Consider the following 23040-nt stretch of genomic DNA (forward strand, 5'->3'; position numbering starts at 1 on the left):
CGCCCCCGGTCGGGGGCGTCTTCGCTTGACTGGCCTGGCGCGCGTCGCCCGGGTCAGCGCGCCAGCGGCTGGAGCAGCGCGTCGAACTGCTCCAGCCGCGGGAACCGCAGGGGTTCATCCTGCTCGAGATTTTCCAGCCGCGCCTGGTAGGCGCGCAGGAAGTTGCCGCGCGCTTCCTCGCTGATGTATGGCACGTGCCAGGCGACGAAGGGCTCCAGCACTTGCATGCCAACATAGGCCAGGGTGCCGCGCAGGATCGGCCGCAGCATGTCCTCCAGCGGTCCGTGGATGGCACCCTCGCCGAACATGTGCTGGCGCCCGCCCAGGGTCAGGCTGACCAGCGCCTTCTTGCCGGCCAGGCCACCCTGGTCGTAGAAGCGCTTGCCGCCATAGCAGACCCCGGACACCAGTACCCGGTCGAACCACCCCTTGAGGATCGCCGGCACCGAGAACCAGTAGATCGGAAAGTTGAGGATCAGCAGGTCGGCCCACAGCAGCTTGTCCAGCTCGGCCTGGATGTCGGCGGCCAGGCTCTGGCGCTTGACGCTCTCGCGCTGCTCCAGGGCGTAGACCAGATAGTCGGGATCGGCGCGCTCGGCGAAGTCGGCGGCACTGGCCACCGGACTCCAGTTCATCGCGTAGAGATCCGAGACCTGCACCGCGTGGCCCTGGCCTGCCAGGGTCTCGCATGCCTGGTCACAGAGCGCGCGGGTGAAGGATTGCGGTTCGTTGTGGGCGTGGACGATCAGTACGTTCATCGTGGTTTCCGAATCGTGGTGACCGGCCGCATCGCTCGCGGCCGAGGGGTTCAGGCCTGGCCGAGCAACTCGGCGGCGCACAGCGCGATGCGCCGACAGGCTTCGCGCAGCGGTTCGGCGCCCAACACCAGGCCGAGGCGGATGTGACCGGCGGCGCTCGGGCCGAAGGCTTCGCCGGCGAGCACCGATACGCCATGGCGGTCCAGCAGGCGGTCGGCGAAGGCCTGGGCGGAAAGTCCGGTGGGGCGGATGTCGACCATCACGAACATGCCGCCGTCCGGGCGCAGTGGACGCAGGCCGGGGCTGTCGGCCAGGCACTCGATTACCAGGTCGCGGCGGCAGCGGTAGGCCTCGCGCATCGCCTCCAACTCCGGCAGTGGCGCTTCCAGCGCGGTGCAGGCGGCATCCTGGATGAATTCCGGTGAGCCATAGAGCATGCACAGGGCGAGGTTCTCCAGGTGCGCGCAGAGTGCTGCGGGACCGACCACCCAGCCGACCCGCCAGCCGGTCATGGCGTGGGATTTCGACAGGCTGTTGAGGGTCGCGGTACGTTCGGCCATCCCCGGCAGGCTGGCCGGGCTGACGTGCTCGCCGTCGAACAGCAGTTCGCTGTAGACCTCGTCGGAGATCATCCACAGGTCATGGGCCGTGCACAGCTCGGCCAGGGCTTCCCAGGTGGCCCGCGGCAGGCTGGCGCCGGACGGGTTGTGCGGGCTGTTCAGCGCCATCGCGCGAGTGCGCGGGGTGATCAGTGCGGCGACCTCCTCGGCCTGCACGCGGAAGCCATTCTCGGAGCGCACCGGCACCGGCACCACCCGCGCGCCACAGGCGCCGAACACCGCTTCGTAGGTGACGTACATCGGCTCGGCGACTATCACCTCGTCGCCCGGATTCAGCAGGCACTGCACCACCGCGTACAGCGCGCACTGGGCGCCGGCCAGCACCACCACCTGCTCCGCGTCCACCGCCTGGCCGCTGCGCCGCCGGTGGCGTTCGGCGATGCGCTGGCGCAGGGCGCGCTTGCCGCGCACGTCGGCGTAGTGGGTGTTGCCGGCCAGCAGGCTGTCGATGGCCGCCTGGACGATGGGCGCCGGGGTGTCGAAGTCGGGGTCGCCGACCGACAGCAGGAGGATTTCCTCGCCCTGCTCGACCCGTGCCAGCGCGCGATAGTGGATGTCCCAGGCAGCGGCGCCGTCGCCGGCGATACGTTGGGTGAAATCGGAATAGCGCATGGATGCTCTCCTTGTCCGGCGGTCAGCGCGCGCAGGCGTGCCGCAGTTCGATCAGGGTCACGCCGGGCTGCCCGAAGCCGGCGCGCAGGTCGCGCTCCAGTTCGTCCAGGTCCTGCGGCTGGCGCACCGCGCAACCGTAGGCGCGGCCCAGCAGGGCGAAGTCGGGGTTGCGCGGCAGCACGCCGATCGGCTCGATGTCCAGGCCGAGCATGTCGTCGCGGATCTGGCCGAGCGCGTCGTTGTTCCACAGTAGCACCACCAGCGGACTGTCCAATTCCTCGCTGGCGGTGGCCAGTTCCTGCGCGGTGTAGAGGAAGCCGCCATCGCCGACCAGCACCAGGCCTGGGCGCTGCGGGGCGCCGAGCTTGGCGCCGATGCCGGCCGGCAGGCCGTAGCCGAGGGTGCCGTAGCCGGTGGGATGCAGCCAGCTGCGCGGTGCTCGGCTGGCGAACGCGTAGTTGCCGGTATAGGCCAGTTGGGTCATGTCGGTGCTGACGAAAGCATCGGCCGGCAGCGCAGCGGCGATCCGGTCGAGGATCGCCTGGTGCAGCGCCTGCAGCGGCGCGTGTGCCGCGCGGATCTCCGCGCGCAGGCGCGCCACCCTCGCGGCGGCCGGTGTGGCGTCGCGGGTCTCCTGCGGCAGGCGCGCCAGCAGCGCCTCCAGGGTCTGCCGGGCATCGCCCCTGAGCGCCACGGCAGAGGGATAGAAGTCGTTGAACTTGCGCGGGTCGACATCGACGCGGATCAGTTCGCCGGACAGCGGCAGGCGTTCGCGCCAGAAGTCGGTGTCGGCCATCTCGGTGCCCACCGCCAGCACCAGGTCGGCCTCGGCGATCATCTCCCAGCCCGGCGCTACGCACAGGCTGGCCCCGGCGTTGAGCGGCGCGTCCGGCGGCAGCAGGCCCTTGCCGGCGACGCTGGTGAACAGCGGCGCGGCCAGGCGCTCGCTCAGCGCGGCAAGCGCCTCGCCGGCCGCCAGCGCGCCGCCGCCGGCGATGAGCATTGGTCGCCGGGCCGCAGCCAGGCGCTCCGCCGCCGCCCGCAATGCCTCGCTGCACGGCACACCACGACCAGGGCGGCGCGCCACGGCAGCGCTCCAGTCATGGGCCACCGGCGCGGCGAGCACGTCGAGCGGGATCGAGATATGCACCGGGCGCGGACGCTCGCTGTCGAACACCGCGTAGGCCCGGGCGATCAGTTCGGGCAGCTGTTCCGGGCTCAAGGCCAAGGCGGAGAAGGCAGTGATCGGCGCGGTCATGGCACGCTGGTCCTGGGTCTCGTGCAGGCAGCCCCAGCCCTTGCCCAGGCTGGCGCTGTGGTTGACGCTGGAAATCACCAGCAGCGGTACCGAGTCGGCGTAGGCCTGGCCGATGGCGGTGGCGACGTTGGTCACGCCCGGCCCGGTGATGACGAAGCACACTCCCGGCTTGCCGCTGACCCGCGCATAACCGTCGGCCATGAAGCCGGCGCCCTGCTCGTGGCGGGTCAGCACGTGGCGGATGCCGCTGCCCGGAAGTCCGCGGTACAGCTCGAGGGTGTGCACGCCGGGGATACCGAAAACGGTATCCACGCCGTAGTTGGCCAGCAAGCGGACCAGGGCCTGGCCGGCGGTGAGGGTCTTCTGTGGTTGCATGGGCAATATCCTCGTCCAGTTCGGCGACCATCGGAGTCGCCGCTCGCGCCGCAGCGCTCTTGCTCCCATTCCCACAAGCGGGAGGGGGAGCCGTCGTGTCCGCCCGGGCCTTCAGCCATTGGCCAGCCGGATCAACGCATCCACCGCCAGCGCTCCCTCGGCATCCGCCAGCAATGGGTTGACGTCCAGCTCCAGCAAGCGCTCGGCATGTTCGCAGGCGAATTCGGCGACCGCGCGGATCGCCGCCACCAGGGCCTCCATGGATACCGCCGGGCGACCGCGGAAGCCGCTGAGCAACGGCGCGCTGCGCAGGCTCAGCAGGGCATCGCGGATCGCCGCGTCGGTGGTCGGCAGGAGCAGGCTGCGACTGTCGCGCAGCAGCTCCACGAGTATCCCGCCGGCACCGATCACCAATGCCAGGCCGAAGCCCTCCTCGCGCTTGACCCCGACGATCAGCTCGGCCAGCGGCGCGCCTGCCATGCGCTCCAGCAACACACGCTCGAAGACCAGTTGCGGCGCGTGCCGGGCCAGGCTTTCGCGCATGTCGAACAATGCCGCCTCCAGCGCCGCCTCGTTGCGCAGGCCGAGCGCCACGCCGCCGGCCTCGGTCTTGTGCGGCAGCGCGGCGCTGACCGCCTTGAGCACCAGCGGGAAGCCGAGGTCGAGGGCCGCTTCGCGGGCCTGCCCGGGGGTGCTCAGCACCCCCGGGGGCAGTGGCAGGCCGAAGGATTTCAGCGCCTGCTTGGATTGCCACTCGTCGAGCAGGTAGCCGTCGCCCGCCAGCGGCCCTGGGCAGATCGGCACCAACGCCGCCTCGCCGCGCTCCAGCAGCGCCGCGCGGCGCTGGCGGTAGCGGGCGATCCGTCCCCAGGCGGCGAGACCATCCTCGACGCCTTGCAGCGCGGCGACGCCCTCGCCGTGCAACAGCTCGCGGGCCCGGGCCGGCAGCAGTTCCGGGAACGCCGAGGCGATGAAGCCGACTTTGCCGTGGCGCTTCAGCGCGGCGCAGTAGCGTTGCAGAAGCAGGTCGCACTGCGGCCGCTCGCCGGTTTCCTCGCCCGGATAGTCGAGCACCAGCAGGGCGGCGTCGGCAGGGCTGCGCAAAGCGCTGTCGAGCATTTCCTCCAGGGCCGCGGCATCGCCCCAGATGGCGGTGGTGAAGTCCAGCGGGTTGGCGATGTTGGCGTAGTCGGGCAGTACCCCGGCCAGTTCGTCGCGCTGTCCGGCGTCGAAAGACGGCAACCCCAGGCCGTTGCGCTCGGCGTAGTCAGCGATCAACCCGGCGTCGCCGCCGGAACAGGCCAGCGCGACCAGGCTCGGCCCGCCAGGCAGGTGGCCGCAGGCGGCGGCCTTGAGGGTTTCGACGAAGCTCACCGGGCCGCTCACGCGGATCACCCCGAGGCGCTCGAACAGGCTGTCGTAGAGCGCGTCGGAACCGGCCAGGGAACTGGTGTGGCTGAGCGCGAGGGCCGCGCCGATCTCCGACACCCCGGTCTTCAGGGCGATCACCGGCACGCCTTTCTGCAACGCCTTATAGGCCGCACGGGCGAACCCCGGGACGTTCTTCAGACCTTCCAGATGCAGGCCGATGGCAGTCACCCGCGGCTCGTCGAGCAGCACGTCCATCAGCTCGGCGATGCCCAGCTGCGCCTGGTTGCCCACCGATGCCATATAGGCCACCGGCAGCGAACGGTCGCTCATCGACAGGTTGTAGGCGAAGTTGCCGCTCTGCGTCAGCACCGCGACGCCCCGCTCCACCTGCCGACCGCCATGTGCCACCGGCCATAGCGCGGCGCCGTGCAGGTAGTCGAGCAAGCCGTAGCAGTTCGGGCCGAGCAGCGCCATTTCGCCGGCGGCGGCCAGCAGCCGGCGTTGCAAGGCCAGGCCCTGTTCGCCGGTTTCGGCGAAGCCGGAGGCATAGCAGATCGCCCCGCCGGCGCCTTTGGCGGCGAGCGCGGCGACCGCGTCGAGGGTCAGTTCGCGGTTGGTGGCGACGAACGCCGCGTCCGGGCCGCACGGCAGGTCGGCGACGCTGGCCACGCAGGGTACGCCTTCGAGTTCGGCGTGCTGCGGATTGACCAGCCACAACTGGCCGGCGAAACCGCCTTCGGCACAGCGTTTCAGGGCACGCGCCATGCCACGGCCGCCAATGAAGGCGAGATGCCTGGGTGCCAGCAGGCGCTTGAGGTTTTCACGATTCATGTCGGTTCTCGATTCGGAACATGGCAGCCTTCCCCTCTCCCCTGGAGGGAGAGGGGAGCCAGGACTTCAACGCAGCAACGGCCGCAGCAGTTCGCGGGAAACGATGTGCCGCTGGATTTCCGAAGTGCCCTCCCAGATCCGTTCGATCCGCGCGTTGCGCCAGATGCGCTCGACCGGTCCTTCATCCATCAGGCCCATGCCGCCGAAGATCTGCACCGCTTCGTCGGCGACCTTGCCGAGGGTCTCGCTGGCGAACAGCTTGGCCATGCCGGCCTCGCCGTCGGTCATGGTGCCCTGGTCCATCTTCCAGGCGGTGTGCAGGGTCATCAGCTCGGCGGCGCGGATCTGCGTGGCCATGTCGGCGAGCTTGAAGGAAACGCCCTGGTAGCTGCCGATCGGCTGGCCGAACTGCTTGCGATCGGCCGCCCAGCGCAGCGACAGGTCGAGGGCGCGCTGGGCCTGGCCGACGCAGTTGGCGGCGACCATCACCCGTCCGGCGGTGAGCCAGGCGTTGGCCACTTCCCAGCCCTTGCCGACCTCGCCGAGTACCTTGGAGGCCGGCACCCGGCAATCGTCGAAGAAGATCTCGTAGGTGTGGTAGCCACGGTTGCTCACGCATTTCGGTCCGCGGCGCACGGTCATCCCGGGCGTGCCCTTGTCCACCAGGAAGGCGGTCACCGCGTTGCGCTTGCGGCCGTTGTGCTCGTAGCTGTCGGTGACGGCGAAGACGATGGCGAAGTCGGCGTGCCCGGCGTGGCTGATGAAGTGCTTGCTGCCGTTGATCACGAAGGCGTCGCCGTCGCGCACCGCGCGGGTCTTGATCGAATTGGCGTCGGAGCCGGCGCCCGGCTCGGTGAGGGCGAAGCAGTCGGTCTTTTCGCCCTGCACGCAGGGCAACAGGTAGTCGCCGAGCTGTTCTCCGGTGCAGGCCATGAGGATCTTCGAGGGCCGCGCGACGAATACATGGAGGGCCCAGGAGACCTTCGACAGCTCGCGTTCAACCAGCGCCTGGGACAGGTAGTCGAGGCCGCCGCCGCCCACTTCCTCGGGCATGTTGAAGGCGTAGAAACCGGCGGCGAGGGCCTTGCCGCGAATCTGTGCGGCCAGCTCCGGCGACACCGCGTCGGCGCGGTCGACATCGTCCTCGTGGGGCAGCAGTTCCTTCTCGACGAAGCTGCGCACCGCCTCGACCAGCATGTCCTGTTCCTGGGTCAGCCTGAAATCCATGGGAATCACCTGCTCGGCGCCTAGCGCCCGCTGAATTGAGGGGAACGTTTCTCGGCCACGGCGCGCAGCGCCTCGGCGGCATCCTCGCTGCGCCCGCAGAGCAGCCCGGCGGCCTGCTCGGCCCGCAACTGCTCGGCCAGCGAGCGCCCGGCGCCGTCGCGCAGCAGGCGCTTGGTCTGGGCGAAGGCGAAGGTCGGGCCGCTGGCGAGACGCGCGGCGAAGGCGCCGACCGTCTCAACCAGGCGCTCGTCGGCGACCACCTCGCCGACCAGTCCGGCGCCCAGAGCGCGCTCCGCGCTCCAGGCTTCGTCGAGGAACAGCAGGCGCTTGGCCGCCTCGCTGCCGAGCAGCCGTGGCAGATGCCAACTGGCGCCGGCGTCCGGGCAGTAGGCCATGCCGGTGTAGCCGGCCTTGAAGCGCGCCGAGGCGGCGGCGATGCGGAAATCGCAGCACAGCGCCAGGTCCATGCCAGCGCCCACGGCGCTGCCGTTGACGGCGGCGACTGTGGGTTTGTCGAGGGCGTGCAGGCGCCCCATCAGGGCGTGGGCGGCCTCGGTCCAGCCATAGCGTTCCAGCTCGCCACGGGCTTCAGCCGCCGCCCATTCGGCGAGATCGGCCCCGGCGCAGAAGCTGCGTCCGCTGCCGCCGAGCACCACAGCGCGCACTGCCGGGTCGCGCTCGCAGGCATCGAGTCGGACGTGCAGGGCCTCCAGGGTGGGGATATCCAGTGCATTGCGCTGTTGCGGACGATTCAGGACGAGCCAGGCGATCCCGGCTTCGACCCGCGTCTGCAATGGGGAAAGGTCAGTCATGCGGCCCTCGTTCTTATTGTTGGTTGATGGCGATCGCGGCTTTCAGGCAATACTAAACACTCGTTCAACAAGACCACAATCCACCCATTCGGGTGTATGTAACGGCCCTGCGGCAGGCGCAAAGCCGCACGCCATGCGATCCGCCGAAAAGCGGCGAAGGCCCGCGCGAGCCGGCTGTTACAACTTCGAACAAACCAACCAGGCGAAAACGAAAACGCCCGCCGGATGCGGCGGGCGTCGGGTCCTGCGGATGGCCGTTCAGCCGGCCCGTCCCAGGGCGGGGTCGCCCAGTCCCTGCGGCTGCCGGCGACGAACCACGTAATAGGCCAGGTAGCAGGCGGCGATGAAGCCGAAGCCCCAGTACAAGGACGGCCGCTGGGTGGGATCGAGGGCGAGGAAGACGAACAGCGAGCAGCACACGGCGATGCAGGCCAGCGGCACCAGCGGGAACAGCGGCGCGGCATATTTCAGCTCGGCGACCGTGCCGCCGCTGGCCATGTGCTCGCGGCGGAAGCGGTATTGGGCGTAGGCGATGACGATCCAGGTGACGGTGCCGGACATCCCGCTCACCGCCATCAGCACCATGAACAGGGTGTCGGCTGCGACCACGCTGGTCAGCAACGAGAGCAGGGCGAAGCACAGGGTGATCAGCAACGCGTAGAGCGGCACGCCGCGCGCGCTGAGCTTCGACAGGCCGCGCGGGGCCATGCCGGTCCTGGACATCGCCCAGAGGATCCGCGTCGAGGCGTACAGGCCCGAGTTGCCTACCGAGAGGATGGCGGTGAGGATGACGAAGTTCATCAGGTCCGCCGCGTAGGGAATCCCGACCATGTCGAACACCTGCACGAACGGGCTTTCCATCAGCCCGGCCTGTTGCCAGGGAATGATGGCGGAAAGCACGACGATGGCCAGCACGTAGAAGATCAGTACGCGGAACACCACGTTGCGCACCGCCCGCGGGATGCTCTTCTCCGGTCGCTCGGTCTCGCCGGCGGCGACGCCCATGATCTCGCAACCCTGGAAGGCATAGACCACCGTCATCATCACCGCGAACACCGCCGACAGGCCGTTGGGGAACAGCCGCTCGCCGACCAGGTTGGAGAACATCGGCGCCGGCGCACCGCTCTTCAGTTCGATACCGCCGAAGATCACCAGCCCCCCGACCACGATGAACACCAGGATCGCCGCCACCTTGATCCCGGCGAACCAGTACTCGGCCTCGCCGAAGGCACGGGTCACCAGGGCATTGAGGGAGAACAGCACGACCACGAAGAAACCCGACCATAGCCACACGGGCACCTCCGGGAACCAGCGGGTCATGAGCATCCCGGCCGCGGTGAATTCCAGGCCTACCGTGGAGGCCCAGCTCATCCAGTAGACCCAGCCGATCATGAAGCCAGTCGCCGGGCCGATGAAACGCGTCGCGTGGGCCTGGAACGAACCGGAGACCGGCATCTGCACCGACAGCTCGCCGAGGCAGACCATCACCAGGTACATCAGCACCCCGGCCACCAGGTAGGCCAGCACCGCGCCGGCCGGGCCGCCCTGGTTGATGGTCACGCCGGAGCCCATGAACAGCCCGGTGCCGATCACCCCGCCGAGGGACAGCATGAAGATGTGGCGGCTCGCCAGGGCCCGGGTGAGTTGCAGCCTTTCCTTGCCGTCAGCCATGGCGCACCTCCGGATGAGGGTACGCGCAGGGGTCTTCGAGATGGCTCATTATTCTTGTCTCCACTCTGTCAGAGGCCGTGTCTTGCGCACGGATGAGCGGATTATTGGCGGCGGATGTAAGACGCCGTTGAACGCGCGGATCGAAGATGTAAAAAGCTGTAAGGAAGTTGTTCGCCGCGCCGCTCAACCGGCCGCTGCGTCGGCTTCGCCGAGGAAGCCGGCGCGGCGCAGGGCTTCGGCGCCGTCGCGGCGCAGGCTACCCAGGCGTGCGCCCCAGGGCCGCGGGTCGACCCCGGCCGCGCCCAGGGCCTCGCGCTCCAGCTCGCCCAGGCCGGCGCCGAGCGCCACCAGGCCCATGGAGTGGCAGCTTCCGGACAGGCGATGGGCGATGTTCGCCGCCTCGGCCAGGTCCGCCTGGTCCAGGGCTTCGGCCAGCAGCGGCAACTGCTCGTCCAGGCTTCCCAGCAGGTTGCCCAGCAGTCCGGCGAGCTTGTGCCGCCCCAGCAGGCGGCGGTGGGTCTCGAGCATCTGCCGGTCCAGCGCGGCGTCCGCCGCAAGCGCAGGCACGCTGGTGCCGACCTCGCCCAGCGCGCGACGCAGCTCGTCCATCCGCAGGGGCTTGCCGAGCACGCCCTGCATGCCCGCGGCGAAGTACCGACGCACCATGTCCGGCTGGATGCTGGCGGTGAAGGCGAAGATCGGCGTGGCGCGGTTCAGGCCGTCGAGCTGCCGGCGAATCCCGGCGCAAAGCTCGAGGCCAGCCATCCCCGGCAGGTGCATGTCCAGCAGGATCAGGTCGAAGCGCCGCTGCCGGCACAGCGCCAGGGCCGGCCCCGCGTCCTCGGCCAGCATCACCCGGTGGCCGTCCCGCTCGAGCAGGCCCTGGGCTACCTCGCGGTTGAGCGCCACGTCCTCCACCAGCAGCACCTCCAGCGCAGACACCGATGCCGCCGGCGGCGTCGCGCCGGACAAGCTCGCCAGCGCCAGCTCGATCTCGAACCAGAACGTACTGCCCTGGCCGACCCGGCTTTCCACGCCGATCCGCCCGCCCAGCGCTTCCACCAGCCGCTTGCTGATCGCCAGGCCCAGGCCGGTTCCGCCGTAACGGCGGGTCACGGCGTCGCCGCCCTGGGTGAAGCGTTCGAAGATGCGTTCGCGCATTTCCTCGGGAATGCCGATTCCATCGTCCGCGACGCTCAGCCGCAGGCGCTCGCTTCCTGCGCTGCGCGCCAGCCGCTCGACGCGAACGCGCACCTCGCCGGCCTCGGTGAACTTCACCGCGTTGCCCAGCAGGTTGGTCAACACCTGGCGCAGGAACTGCTCGGCGCCGCGATGGCCGTCATGAACCTGTGGGTCCAGCCACAGGTCCAGCCGCGTGGCGTTCTCCCGCGCCCGTGGTTCGAGCAGGGTGAGGACGTCCTCGAGCAGGCTCCGCAAGGAAAAGTCCACCGCTTCCGGCACATCCGCCGCTTCCTCCAGCCGGGCGAAGTGGAGGACCTCGTTGAGGATCGCCAGCAGTCCCTCCCCCGCTGTCGCCAGTGCCCGCAGGCGCTGGCGGTCACGCTCGCCGAGCGATGCCTCGCGCAGCAGCTCGGCCATGCCCAGGATGCCGTTCAGCGGGGTACGGATCTCATGGCTCATGGTCGCGAGAAAACGGCTCTTGGCGCGGTCGGCGGCTTCCGCCTGGTCCTTCGCCCGGCGCAGGCTGGCGGTGCGCCGCTCGACCTGCCGACGCAACTCGTCGCGGTCGGCGTCGCGCCGGCGGCGATCGGTGCGCAGGGCCTGGCGCATGTCCTCCAGGGCGGCGGCGACGGCGTCGATCTCATCGCGCTCGCGGTCCACCTTGTCCAGTCGCAGCGGCTGTTGCAGGTCGCCTTCGGCGATATGCCCGGCGAACTCGGACATGCGCCACAGATGGCGAGTGACCAGGCTGTGGAACAGCCAACTGAGGGCCACCGCCAGGCCACAAAGGAAACTGCCCATCCACAAGAGGCTGGCCAGGCCGCCGGAAACCAGCCGGCGATAGACCGCCGCCAGGTCGATGGCGATCTCCAGCTCGCCCAGATGCCGACGCTCGCCCCCCGGCGGCTGGTAGCTCAAGGGAAAGCGCTCGACCCGCAGCAGGCCGCGTGGACGCTGGTCGCCCTGCAGCAGGTTGAAGTCGGCGCTTTGCAGACTGACACGGGCGATGTCGGGGAAATCCCCGAGGCCGCGCAACTGCACGTTCAACTGCTCCTGGTTGAGATCCCACAGGCTGCGCTCGAAGCTGGCCAGGTAGCCGCTGCGGATCAGTTCCAGGCGCGCCTCGATCTCACGCATTTCGCGGCGGTATTCGAAGAACAGCTGCACGGCGCCGGCGAGGACAGTGAAACACAGGCTGAACAGCAGCACCCGCCACAGCAGGCGCCGCGCCAACACTCCGCCGCGGCCGCTCACCAGGCGTCCGCGCGGTTGCCGGCGAGGCGCCGATAGTCGCGCACGCTGTCGTCCAGCCAACGCTGGATGCTGCCGTCGTCGCGATAGCCACGCAGGGCCCGGTCGATCTCGTCCATCTTCGCCGCCAGCGGCGAGTGCCGCGAGACCGCCACCCGCAGGTAGTCCACCGTCAGCGGTTCGGGCAGCGCACGGATGTTCTCGCCGCCGGCCAGGCGCTCGGCGAACAGCGTGCCGGTGCGGCGTTCGTGGGCGATGTAGTCGATGCGCTGGCGCACCAGCTTGCCGAAGTTCTGTCGGCTGTCGGAAACCCATTCGACGTTGCCGTAGCGGCCGACGAAGCGGTCGAAGTCCGCCCCGTAGCTTTCGCCGAACAACAATCCGCCGCGATAGCCGGCGAGGTCGCCGAGGGATCGGATGCGCACCGGCCGCTGGCGGTTGTAGAAGATCGCCACGTCCTCGCGCAGCACCGGCTCGGCGGAAAACGCCAGGTCGCGATCGCGCGCGGGCGTGCGGTAGGCCAGTACCAGGTCGACCCGTCCGGCGGCGGCGTCCAGCAGGCAGCGCCGCCAGTTGCCCAGCACCACCACCTCGACCCGGTAGCCCAGCGCGCCGAACAGCCGCTTCACCAGCTCCGGCGCCAGCCCCCGGACCTGCTGGCCATCGCTCCAGGAGATCGGCGGGTATACCGGATAGTCGCAATAGCGGATGGTCTCCGCAGCCTGTGCCAGGCCGCCCAGCAGCCATCCGCAGAGCGCCAGCCAGCGGGCCTGCATAGCTCAGGCGTCGCTGGCCGCGGCGGTGAACAGGTAGCCGGCGCCGTGGATGGTGATGATCAGTTGCGGTTCGGCCGGGTCGTCGCGCAGCTTGCGACGCAGGCGGCCGACCAGCACGTCGATGGAGCGATCGCTGGGCAGCCACTCGCGGTTGCGGATCTGGTCCATCAACTGGTCGCGGCTCAGGGTATGCCCGCTGTTGCGCAGGAAGGCGCCGAGCAATTGGAATTCGCCATGGGTGAGCAGGGTTTCGTTGCCCGCGTGGTCGATCAGGCGGCGCCGGTCGGCGTCCAGCAGCCAGTCGCCGAACTGCCTGAGGGCCTGCCGGGCGGGACCGGCGCTGGCCTGGGCATGGCGCACCCGGCGGATCAGGTTCTTCGCCCGCGACACCAGTTCGCGCGGGTTCAGCGGCTTGATCACGTAGTCGTCGGCGCCGCACTCCAGGCCGACGATGCGATCGATCTCGTCGTTGCGCCCGGTGATCAGGATGATCCCCACCTCGGAGCGCACCCGCAGCTCGCGGGTCAGGGTCAGGCCGTCCTTGCCGGGCAGGCGGATGTCCAGCAGCACCAGCTCGACCGGCTGGCCGAGATGGGCGCACTCGGCAAGGCAGGCTTCCGCCTGCTCGGCGTTGCCGGCGCAGAGGACGTCATAGCCCTCCTCGCCGAGATAGGCCTGGAGAAGCTCACGAATCACCGGGTCGTCGTCGACCACCAATACGCGCGGAACCATCGCCATCACCTTGCGCCTCCGGCGGGCCGGGGCGTTTCTTGTTCTGGGTTGTCGGACGGTGGGCGGAAGGTGCCGGGGCGCCTTCCGCTGCCAGCAGCAGCCTATCCACTACTGAACGGACGATCAACAAGCTTCCGTCGCACGCCGGAAGCGGCGATGGGCGCCCGCCTCCAGGCCATCCACCCAGGCCTCGCAGATCTGCACGCCCTGCCGCGGCGTGAAGGTCGCGGGATTCAGCCCAGACTCCAGCCACAGCCCGTCGAGCAGGGCGCTGAGGCTGATGGCCGCCAGTTCCGCGTCGAAGTCCGCCCAGCCGCCCTCCTCCGCCAGTTGCCGCAGCACGCCGACCAGCAGCGCCCGGTACTCGCCATAGGAATGGTCGTGGACCCGCCCGATCGCTTCGATGCTGCCCACCGCACCCCAGAACGCCAGCCAGGCGTCGAGCAATTGCGGATCGAGCAGCTCGGCGGAGAAGGATGCCTCGAAGAACGCCGAGAGCCGCGGGCGGGCGCCGCCCGGCGCGGTGTCGATGGCACCGCGGAGCAGGCGCATGACGCGTCCGGTGACCGCCAGGTAGGCCTCGGCCACCAGCGCGTCCTTGCCATCGTAGTGGTGATTGATCAGGCCCACCGATACCCCGGCCTCGGCGCAGATCTTGCGCACCGAGGCGCCCTGGAAGCCATGCCGCTTCAGGCAGGCCAGGGTCGCCTCGATCAGCAGCGCCTTGCGCTGCTCTGGTTCCAGACGGGAAAAGCGCACTTCCTGGTTCATCCTTTCGCGGCTCCTGCTCGTCGCCCGCGACCACCGGCGGGCAGCCCCGATGATCGCAGGTTACGTGGCGCCCGTCTCACTGGCTGGCCCAGGCGTTGAAGCGCTCCTCCAGCTCCTCGCCATGCTCGACCCAGAATTCGTCGTCCATCGCCAGGCCCTGCTCCAGGTTCGCCGGCGCGGTCGGCACCCAGCTCGCCAGTTGCGCGGGCAGGCGCTGGGCGGCCTGGCGGTTGGTCGGCCCGTAGGGAATGTTCTCGACGTAGCGCACCTGGGCATCCGGGGCATTGGCGAAGGCGATGAAGCGACGCGCCTCGGCGCCGCGCTTCGAACCCTTGACCACCGCCCAGTAGTCCATGCCGTACAGGCTGCCCGGCCATACCAGGGCCAGGTTGCGCCCCGCGCGGTGGGCGTCGGCGATGCGCCCGGTGTAGGTGGACGTCATCACCACGTCGCCGGCGGCCAGCCACTGCGCCGGCTGCGCTCCCGCCTCCCACCACTGGATGTAGGGCTTGAGCTGGCCCAGCTTGGCGAAGGCACGGTCGGCGCCGGCGCGGGTCGCCAGCAGCGGATAGACCTGCTCGCGTGGCACGCCATCGGCGAGCAGGGCGAACTCCAGGTTGTAGATCGCCCGCTTGCGCAGGCCGCGCTTGCCGGGGAAGCGCTGGACGTCCCAGAAGTCGGCCCAGGACGCCGGCGGCTGTTGCAGCCGGTCGGCGTCGTAGCCGATCGCCACGCCCCAGACCAGCGCGGCGGAACCGCATTCCTGGGCGGCATTGGCGATCAACTGCTGCTTGCCGCCGATGGCCTGCCAGTCCAGACGCTCGAACAGGCCGTCGTCGCAACCGCGCGCCAGATCCGGCCCCTCGACCTGGACCAGATCCCAGTCGGCGTGACCGGTGTCGGCCATCACCTTGATCCGGGCCATCTCGCCGTTGTACTCGCTCTGCACTACGGGAATCCCGGTCTGCTGCGTGAACGGCTGGAAGAACGCCACCTCCTGGGCCTTCTGTCCGGCGCCGCCGTAGCCGACCACCACCAGGCCATCATCGGCCTGGACTGGCGCGAGGCCGCCGAACGCCAGCAGGACGGCGCCGAGAAGGACGCGGCAAGGAAAAACCGGATGCGGACGGGCGCTGGCCGCGCGGCGCAATGGAAAGGAACGGTTCATGTGCGTCTCCTCTTGTTCTTGTTGTGGAGTGGATCGCAGCGAGCCGCCGGGAAGCGGCCACGGGACAGAAACTATCCAGTCGATTTTAAAAAAACAAGTTGATTTTTTACTGATGGTAAATTCATATCCTGTTTCTGAAGCGCGCCGCGAGAACAACAAGAAGGACGCCAACCGTGAATTTCCCGCACCTGTTCAGCCCCCTGGAAATCCGGGGCAAACGCCTGAAAAACCGCATCATGTCGAGCGGCCACGACACGTCGATGCCCACCGACAACCTGGTCAACGAGCCACTCGTCGCCTATCACCGCGCCCGGGCCCGCGGCGGCGCCGGACTGATCGTCATGCAGGTGGCGGGGGTCCACGACAGCGCGCGCTACACCTCGCACGTGCTGATGGCCACCGACGATGCCTGCATCCCCGGCTACCGGCGGGTCGCCGAGGCCTGCCACGCCGAAGGCTGCGTGGTGCTGTCGCAGATCTTCCATCCCGGGCGCGAGATCATGGAGTCCGCCGACGGCCTGCTGGCGGTGGCCTATTCCGCCTCGGCCTCGCCCAACGAACGGTTCCGAGTGATGCCGCGCGAACTCGACCAGCCGCTGATCGACGAGATCGTCGCCGGCTACGCCGCCGCCGCGCGCCGCCTGCACCAGGCAGGACTGGACGGGGTGGAGGTGGTCGCCAGCCATGGCTACCTGCCGGCGCAATTCCTCAACCCGCGGGTGAACCGCCGCACGGATGGCTACAACGGCGACCTCGATGCCCGCCTGCGTTTCCTCCGCGAAGTGCTGGCGGCGGTGCGCGCGGCCACCTCCGAGGACTTCATCGTCGGCCTGCGCCTGTCCGCCGACGAGCGCGACCCCGAGGGTCTCAGCGAAAGCGAGTCGCTGCAGGCGGCCGAGGCGGTCCAGGGCGAGCTGGACTACCTGCACATCGTCGCCGGCACTTCGGCCTCCCTCGGCGGCGCCATCCATATCGTCCCGCCGATGGCCATCGAGCCGGCCTACCTGGCCCGCGAAGCCGGTACCTTCAAGGCGCGCCTGGCGATCCCGCTGTTCGTCACCGGGCGCATCAACCAGCCCCAGGAGGCCGAGGCCATCCTCGCCCGAGGCCAGGCCGACGTCTGCGGCATGACCCGCGCGCTGATCTGCGACCCGCAGATGCCGAACAAGGCCGAGGCCGGGCGCAGCGACGACGTGCGCGCCTGCATCGCCTGCAACCAGGCCTGCATCGGACATTTCCACCGAGGCTATCCGATCTCCTGCATCCAGCACCCGGAAACCGGCCGCGAGCTGACCTACGCAACGCCCAATCCGGCCTCGCGGCGCAAGCGCGTGCTGGTCGCCGGCGGCGGCCCGGCGGGGATGAAGGCGGCGGCGGTGGCGGCACAGCGCGGCCATGAGGTAGTGCTCTGCGAGGCCGGCGCCCAGCTCGGCGGCCAGGTCAACCTGGCGCAACTGCTGCCGCGCCGCGCCGAATTCGGCGGCGCCTCCACCAACCTGCAACGGGAGATGCAACTGGCCGGCGTCGAGGTACGCCGCAACACGCCGGTCGACCGCGCGCTGGTGGAGCGCGAGCGGCCGGACCTGGTGATCGTCGCCACCGGCGCCGAACCCTATTGGCCGCCTTTCGAGCGCGGCGGCGAGCTGCAGGTCGTGGATGCCTGGCAGGTGCTGCGCGGCGAGGTGCGGGTCGGTCGCTCGGTGCTGGTCACCGACTGGCGGGGCGACTGGATCGGCCCCGGTATCGCGGAAAAGCTTGTGCGCGAGGGCCACCAGGTGCGCCTGGCGGTGAACGGCACCCACTGCGGCGAGAGCCTGCCGCTGTACGTGCGCGACCAGTTGGCCGGCGAACTGCACCGCCTGGGTATCCCGGTCACGCCCTACGCCCGCCTGTACGGCTGCGACGATACCACGGTGTACATGCAGCACAGCGCCAGCGGCGAGGCGATGCTGTTCGAGGAGGTCGATACCCTGGTGCTATGCCAGGGCCACCAGCCGGTGGACCGACTGGCCGACAGCCTGCACGGCCTGGCGGAGGTGCTGCGGATCGGCGACTGCCTGGCCCCCCGCACCGCCGAGGAGGCGATCTACGAAGGGCTCAAGGCCGCCTGGAGCATCTGAGCGGCGCGGCCGCGGCTCCCTCGACGGGTCCCGGCCCAGCCCCTAGAATGCCGCAAACGCAGCCAGGACCCCGCCGCATGCCCCGCCCGTCACCGCCGGACGCCACCGACACGCCACGCAGCGAAACGCACTTCCTCGGCACCCGCATCCGCGGCCTGCGCAAACGCCGCGGCCTGACCCTGGCCGAGCTGGCCGCACAGAGCGAACTCACCGCCGGCTACATCAGCCAACTGGAACGCAACCTGGCGTATCCGTCGATTCCGGCGCTGTTCAACATCGCCCGCAGCCTCGGCGTGACCATCCAGTGGTTCTTCGCCAGCGAGGCCGCGGTGGACCCGGCGGACGCCGGCTACGTGGTGCGGCGCAACACGCGCATGAGCGTGCATTACGAAGACGGCATCATCGACGAACTGCTCACCCCGCAGCCCAGCCGCCAGTTGGAGATCCTCCACTCGCGTTTCCCGCCGGGCACCTACAGCCAGCAGAGCTACAGCCATGAGGGCGAGGAAGCCGGCTACATCCTCAGCGGAATCTTCGAACTCTGGGTCGGCGACCGCCATTTCCAGCTCCGCGAGGGCGACAGCTTCAGCTACTCCAGCCAGGAACCGCATCGCTACGGCAACCCAGGCGACAGCGATACCCTGGTGCTCTGGGTGATCACCCCGCCGACGTTCTGAAACGGCCTGTCGCGATGCAGGGCCAGGGGAGCGCCGACGCGGCGGGCGCTACCCGCCGCGCCCGAGCAACCGCGCCAACCCCGCCAGCAGCCGCTCCAGGGCGCCCTGGTTGTTGCGCAGCACCTTCTCTCCGGCAGTGGCCATGGCCGTCGCGACCTGCGGCTGCGCCCACAGGCGCGCGAGGCCGTCGCACAGCTCGCCGGCATCCGTCACCTCGAGCAGTGCCCCGGCATCGCGCAATTGCGCGGCGATGTCGAGGAAGTTGAACAGGTGCGGACCGGCGAACACCGGCTTGCCCAGGGCCGCCGGCTCCAGCAGGTTGTGCCCGCCGTTGGGCACCAGGCTGCCGCCGACGAAAGCGATGTCGGCCAGGGCATAGAGGAACAGCAGCTCGCCCATGGTATCGCCGAGCAGCACCTGGGTCGCGCGTGCCACCGGCTCGCCGCCGGAGCGCCGGACCGTGGCGAAGCCTTCGCGGCGGCATAGCTCGTGGACGCCGGCGAAGCGTTCCGGATGGCGCGGCACCAGGATCAGCAACGCGTCGGGACGCGTTTCCAGCAGGCGCCGGTGGGCTGCCAGGACGATCTCGTCCTCGCCGGCATGGGTGCTGGCGGCGATCCACAGCGGTCGCGCCGTCGCGTCCCATTCCTCGCGCAGGGCGGCAGCAGCCAGCGGCAGCTGCGGGTCGATGCGCAGGTCGAACTTGATCGAGCCGGTCACGCTGACGCACTCAGGACGCGCGCCGAGACGACGGAAGCGCTCGGCCTCGGCCTCGGTCTGCACGGCGATCCAGGACAGCTCGGCGAGCATCGGCCGGGTCAGCCCGGCGAAGCGCGCGTAGCCACGCGCCGAGCGCTCGGACAGGCGCGCATTGGCCAGCGCCACCGGGATCCCGCGCACGGCGCAGGCATGGATATGGTTGGGCCACAGCTCGGTTTCCATGATCACCGCCAGGCGCGGCCGCACCCGGTCGAGGAAGCGCGCCGCCGCCCAGGGCAGGTCGTAGGGCAGATAGCAGTGCCGGACCTGCTCGCCGAACAATGCGCGGATGCGCTCCGAGCCGGTCGGGGTCATGCAGGTGACGGTGACCGGCAGCTGCGGATGGCGCTCCAGCAGCGCCCGCACCATCGGCGCGGCGGCGATGCTCTCGCCCACCGAGACGGCGTGCACCCAGATGCCGCCGGGCGGCACCTCGGGCAAGGACAGGGAAAAACGCTCGCCGATGCGCTTGGCATAGGCCGGCGCCTGGCGCGCGCGCCACCACAGGCGCAACGCCACCAGCGGCAAGCCGAGGTGGAACAGCAGGGTATAGAGGGTACGGTTCATGGGCGCGCAGCTTAGCAAAACTCCCGCCGACCGGCTCAGCCGATGGCGCGCAGGTGGCGGGTGAAGGTTTCGCCGAGCCAGGCCGCCGCCGGGCCGAGCACCTCGTTGCGCCGCCAGACCAGTTCGACCACCAGCGACGGCGGTGTCCAGTCGCTGGTCAGCTCCACCATCAGCCGATCGTAGGTGGGGTACTGCACCACGTGCCGCGGCAGCCAGGCCCAGCCGAGGTTGCGCATCAGCAACTCGGCCATGGAATAGAAGCTGTCCAGCCGCCACACCTGCGGGCTGATCTGCTCGCCGCCCGGATAGCCGCTCTGCTGGGGCACGATCAAAAGTTGCCGGTGCTGTGCCAGCTCGCGGCGACTGACCCGTTGCAGCCCGGCCAGCGGGTGGCCGGCGCCGCACACCGTGACCATCTCGACGCTGCCGAGGCGCCGCCGCTCCAGCGACTCAGGCATGCGCTCATGGTGGAACAGCAGGCCGAGGTCAGCCTGCTCCTCGAGCAAACGACGGGTCACGTCGCCCTGGCCGCCGCTGGACACCTGCACCTCCAGACTGGGAAAGCGCTGCGCCAGCGCTTCCAGGCTGTCCAGCACCGGCTGGTAAGGCATCGCCTCGTCCTGGGCCAGGCGCAGCCGCGGCTCCTCGCCGCGCGCCAGGCCCAGCGCGCGCCCCTGCAGGCGCTCGCACTGGCGCAGCACCTCGCGCGCCTCCGCCAGCAGCACCCGGCCCTCGTCGGTCAGGCGCGGCTGACGTCCGCTGCTGCGTTCGAACAGGGTGACGCCGAGGTCCGCCTCCAGCAGCGCGATGCCGTTGCTCACCGCCGATTGCACCCGCTTCAGTTCGCGGGCGGCGGCAGAGAACGACTGGCGCTCGGCGACGCTGACGAACAGGCGGATCTGCTCCAGGTTCCACTGCATAACCTATCTCCAATACAGATAGGTAAAGACTTTATCCCATCCGCCGGCTCCCTAGAATGGCCGCAGTTTCCGGAGGACCCCACCATGACCAACTATCTCTACCTCGCCATCGCCATCGCCGCCGAAGTGGTCGCCACCACCTCGCTGAAAGCCGTCGCCGGATTCAGCAAGCCACTGCCGCTGCTGCTGGTGGTGGGCGGCTACGTGCTCGCCTTCAGCATGCTCGTGCTGGTCATGCGCACCCTGCCGGTCGGCGTGGTCTACGCCATCTGGTCCGGACTGGGCATCGTCCTGGTCAGCCTGGTGGCGATGTTCGTCTACGGCCAGCGCCTGGACCCCGCGGCCCTCCTCGGTATCGGCCTGATCATCGCCGGCGTGCTGGTGATCCAGTTGTTCTCCCGCGCTTCGGGGCACTGAACGACCGTCGCGGGCTCAGGTTGTATACTGCGCCCTTTCCGTTCCCGATAAGGCAGCCCCATGCCCCAAGCCCTTTCCACCGACATCCTCATCGTTGGCGGCGGTATCGCCGGCCTCTGGCTGAACGCCCGCTTGCGCCGGGCCGGCTACGCCACCGTGCTGGTGGAAAGCGCCAGCCTCGGCGGCGGACAGAGCGTGAAGTCGCAGGGGATCATCCACGGCGGCGCCAAGTACGCCCTGCATGGCGCCCTGACCGGCGCCTCCGAAGCCATCGCCGACATGCCGCGGCGCTGGCGCGCCTGTCTCGGCAGCGACGGCGAACTCGACCTGCGGGGCGTACGCCTGCTTTCCGAGGCGCACTACCTGTGGTCGCCGGGCGGCCTGGCCGGCAGCCTTACCAGCTTCTTCGCCAGCAAGGCGGTGCGCAGCCGGGTCGAGCAGGCCAAGGGCGAGGATTTGCCTCCGGCGCTGCGCGACAAGGGGTTCAAGGGCAAGGCCTACCGCCTCACGGAAATCGTCTTCGACGTCCCCGACCTGATTCGCCGCCTGGCGGAACTGGCCGGTGACAGCCTGCTCGCCGGCGAGCGCATCGAACCGCTGCGCGAAGGCCGGGAACTGGCCGGCCTGTGCGTCGACGGCCGGGAGATCCGTGCCCAGCGCGTGGTGCTCAGCGCCGGTGCCGGCAACGAGGCGCTGCTCCGCGAACTGGGCCTGGAACAACCGGCCATGCAGCGGCGGCCGCTGCACATGGTGATGGTCAAGGCGGCGACCCTGAAACCGCTGTACGCCCACTGCCTGGGGGCCGGGCCGAAGCCACGGATCACCGTGACCACCCATCCGACCCGCGACGGCCAGTCGGTCTGGTACCTCGGCGGCGACATCGCCGAAGCCGATGGCGTGGCCCGCGACGAAGCCGCGCAGATCGCCGAAGCACGTCGCGAACTGGCAAAGCTGCTGCCCTGGATCGACCTCGGCCAGGCGCAGTGGGCCACCTTGCGGGTGGATCGCGCCGAGCCGGCACAGTCCAACCTGTTGCGCCCGGACAACGCCTTCCTCGCCGAACAGGGACGCCTGCTGGTCGGCTGGCCGACCAAGCTGGCGCTGGCCCCTGACTTCGCCGACCGGGTCTGCGCCCGCCTGGAAGAAGACGGCATCCGCCCCAGCGAACATGCCGCGCTGCCGCAACTGCCGCGTCCGCCGCTCGCCGAACCGGCCTGGGAGGTAGCCTTCGCATGATCAGGGATACCCTCCACGACCTGCACCGCCCGCTGGGCGACACCGGCCTGGCCGTTTCGCCGCTGGGCCTGGGCACCGTCAAGTTCGGCCGCGACCAGGGAGTGAAGTACCCTTCCGGCTTCACCATCCCCGACGACCGCGAAGCCGCCGACCTGCTGGCCCTGGCCCGCGACCTCGGCATCAACCTGATCGACACCGCCCCGGCCTACGGCCGCAGCGAGGAACGCCTCGGCCCGCTGCTGCGCGGCCAGCGCGAGCATTGGGTGATCGTCAGCAAGGTCGGCGAAGAGTTCGTCGACGGCCAGTCAGTCTTCGACTTCTCCGCCACGCATACCCGGCGCTCCGTCGAACGCAGCCTGAAGCGCCTGGAGACCGAGCGGATCGAGCTGGTGCTGGTGCATTCCGATGGCAACGACCTGGATATCCTCGAGAACAGCGAGGTCTACCCGACTCTCGCCGCGCTCAAGCGCGAGGGCCTGATCGGCGCCTACGGACTCTCCGGCAAGACCGTCGAAGGTGGCCTGCGCGCCCTGCGCGAGGGCGATTGCGCGATGGTCACCTACAACCTGAACGAGCGCGCCGAGCGCCCGGTCATCGAGTACGCCGCGGCCCATGCCAAGGGCATCCTGGTGAAGAAGGCGCTGGCCAGCGGGCATGCCTGCCTGGGCGCCGGACAGGACCCGGTGCGCGCCAGCTTCGAACTGGTCTTCGACCAGCCGGGCGTCGCCGCCGCCATCGTCGGCACCATCAATCCGCTGCACCTGGCCCATAATGTCGCGATGGCCGCGCAAGCCCTGAAAAAGGCCTGAACCATACATCGGCTGCAACATCCGCGGGTTGACACCCGCGGTGCATTCCGCTGCCATGTTCCTCCCGAACGAGCCGTATCCTGCCTGCCGCCCTCGCCTCCGGTGGCCGGTGCATCGAAC

General features: G+C 69.6%; 19 protein-coding genes. 5 read left to right on the forward strand and 14 right to left on the reverse strand.

Annotation, left to right across the window (positions count from 1 at the left end; all coding sequences use genetic code 11):
• Window positions 1-53: 53 nt before the first annotated feature.
• From VQ067_RS27255 to VQ067_RS27310, 12 genes are all read right to left on the reverse strand, one after another.
• Window positions 54-758 (reverse strand): NAD(P)H-dependent oxidoreductase, encoded by a 705-nt coding sequence (locus tag VQ067_RS27255; RefSeq protein WP_033989936.1) that lies wholly within the window; start codon window positions 756-758, stop codon window positions 54-56.
• Between the two features lie 50 nt (window positions 759-808).
• Window positions 809-1990 carry an arginine--pyruvate transaminase AruH gene (gene aruH, locus VQ067_RS27260; protein WP_033989935.1) on the reverse strand — a complete coding sequence of 394 codons (1182 nt, stop codon included), beginning with the start codon at window positions 1988-1990 and terminating at the stop codon, window positions 809-811.
• A 22-nt stretch (window positions 1991-2012) separates the two neighbouring features.
• The gene (locus VQ067_RS27265; protein WP_074241113.1) at window positions 2013-3692 is read right to left on the reverse strand and encodes a 5-guanidino-2-oxopentanoate decarboxylase; all 1680 of its coding nucleotides are present in this window, start codon (window positions 3690-3692) and stop codon (window positions 2013-2015) included.
• A 42-nt stretch (window positions 3693-3734) separates the two neighbouring features.
• Window positions 3735-5825, reverse strand: coding sequence for an acetate--CoA ligase family protein (locus tag VQ067_RS27270; RefSeq protein WP_033989931.1), 2091 nt, complete (start codon window positions 5823-5825; stop codon window positions 3735-3737).
• Between the two features lie 66 nt (window positions 5826-5891).
• Window positions 5892-7052, reverse strand: a complete 1161-nt coding sequence (locus VQ067_RS27275; RefSeq protein ID WP_003095708.1) for an acyl-CoA dehydrogenase family protein — start codon at window positions 7050-7052, stop codon at window positions 5892-5894.
• A gap of 20 nt (window positions 7053-7072) precedes the next feature.
• Window positions 7073-7864: an enoyl-CoA hydratase/isomerase family protein gene (locus VQ067_RS27280; RefSeq protein WP_023101634.1), complete on the reverse strand. Its 792-nt coding sequence runs from the start codon at window positions 7862-7864 to the stop codon at window positions 7073-7075.
• A 258-nt stretch (window positions 7865-8122) separates the two neighbouring features.
• The gene (locus VQ067_RS27285) at window positions 8123-9535 is read right to left on the reverse strand and encodes an amino acid permease (RefSeq protein ID WP_023096220.1); all 1413 of its coding nucleotides are present in this window, start codon (window positions 9533-9535) and stop codon (window positions 8123-8125) included.
• A gap of 183 nt (window positions 9536-9718) precedes the next feature.
• A complete protein-coding gene (locus VQ067_RS27290) occupies window positions 9719-11971 on the reverse strand; it encodes an ATP-binding protein (RefSeq protein ID WP_033989929.1) in 2253 nt (750 codons plus the stop codon).
• Complete coding sequence (locus tag VQ067_RS27295) at window positions 11968-12744, reverse strand: substrate-binding periplasmic protein (RefSeq protein ID WP_033989927.1); 777 nt, start codon at window positions 12742-12744, stop codon at window positions 11968-11970. Before VQ067_RS27295 ends, VQ067_RS27290 begins: the two co-directional genes overlap by 4 nt.
• Window positions 12745-12747: 3 nt before the next feature.
• On the reverse strand, window positions 12748-13482 hold the full coding sequence (gene aruR, locus VQ067_RS27300) for a two-component system response regulator AruR (protein ID WP_003095718.1): 735 nt from the start codon (window positions 13480-13482) through the stop codon (window positions 12748-12750).
• Between the two features lie 117 nt (window positions 13483-13599).
• Window positions 13600-14247: a TetR family transcriptional regulator C-terminal domain-containing protein gene (locus VQ067_RS27305; RefSeq protein WP_003095720.1), complete on the reverse strand. Its 648-nt coding sequence runs from the start codon at window positions 14245-14247 to the stop codon at window positions 13600-13602.
• A gap of 76 nt (window positions 14248-14323) precedes the next feature.
• On the reverse strand, window positions 14324-15415 hold the full coding sequence (locus tag VQ067_RS27310) for an ABC transporter substrate-binding protein (protein WP_003095722.1): 1092 nt from the start codon (window positions 15413-15415) through the stop codon (window positions 14324-14326).
• A gap of 173 nt (window positions 15416-15588) precedes the next feature.
• Between VQ067_RS27310 and VQ067_RS27315 the strand changes: the two genes are divergently transcribed.
• Together VQ067_RS27315 and VQ067_RS27320 are read left to right on the forward strand one after the other, a co-directional pair.
• Window positions 15589-17535 (forward strand): oxidoreductase, encoded by a 1947-nt coding sequence (locus VQ067_RS27315; RefSeq protein WP_003123586.1) that lies wholly within the window; start codon window positions 15589-15591, stop codon window positions 17533-17535.
• 77 nt (window positions 17536-17612) lie between these two features.
• The gene (locus VQ067_RS27320; RefSeq protein ID WP_003095727.1) at window positions 17613-18212 is read left to right on the forward strand and encodes a helix-turn-helix domain-containing protein; all 600 of its coding nucleotides are present in this window, start codon (window positions 17613-17615) and stop codon (window positions 18210-18212) included.
• Between the two features lie 48 nt (window positions 18213-18260).
• Here the strand turns inward: VQ067_RS27320 and waaA are convergent, their stop codons facing one another.
• Both waaA and VQ067_RS27330 read right to left on the reverse strand, forming a co-directional pair.
• Window positions 18261-19538 carry a lipid IV(A) 3-deoxy-D-manno-octulosonic acid transferase gene (gene waaA / locus VQ067_RS27325; protein ID WP_023107293.1) on the reverse strand — a complete coding sequence of 426 codons (1278 nt, stop codon included), beginning with the start codon at window positions 19536-19538 and terminating at the stop codon, window positions 18261-18263.
• 35 nt (window positions 19539-19573) lie between these two features.
• Window positions 19574-20458: a LysR family transcriptional regulator gene (locus tag VQ067_RS27330; RefSeq protein ID WP_003109888.1), complete on the reverse strand. Its 885-nt coding sequence runs from the start codon at window positions 20456-20458 to the stop codon at window positions 19574-19576.
• Between the two features lie 84 nt (window positions 20459-20542).
• Between VQ067_RS27330 and VQ067_RS27335 the strand changes: the two genes are divergently transcribed.
• The 3 genes from VQ067_RS27335 to VQ067_RS27345 are packed head-to-tail and all read left to right on the forward strand — an operon-like array spanning window position 20543 to window position 22920.
• The gene (locus VQ067_RS27335) at window positions 20543-20875 is read left to right on the forward strand and encodes a DMT family transporter (protein ID WP_003095735.1); all 333 of its coding nucleotides are present in this window, start codon (window positions 20543-20545) and stop codon (window positions 20873-20875) included.
• A 60-nt stretch (window positions 20876-20935) separates the two neighbouring features.
• Window positions 20936-22111, forward strand: coding sequence for an NAD(P)/FAD-dependent oxidoreductase (locus VQ067_RS27340; RefSeq protein WP_003109889.1), 1176 nt, complete (start codon window positions 20936-20938; stop codon window positions 22109-22111).
• Entirely contained in the window at window positions 22108-22920 is an 813-nt protein-coding gene (locus VQ067_RS27345) for an aldo/keto reductase (RefSeq protein ID WP_003095738.1), read from the forward strand. Before VQ067_RS27340 ends, VQ067_RS27345 begins: the two co-directional genes overlap by 4 nt.
• Window positions 22921-23040: the final 120 nt, after the last annotated feature.

This window comes from Pseudomonas sp. KBN12P06040 (assembly GCF_037574965.1).
GTDB classification, from domain to species: domain Bacteria; phylum Pseudomonadota; class Gammaproteobacteria; order Pseudomonadales; family Pseudomonadaceae; genus Pseudomonas; species Pseudomonas aeruginosa.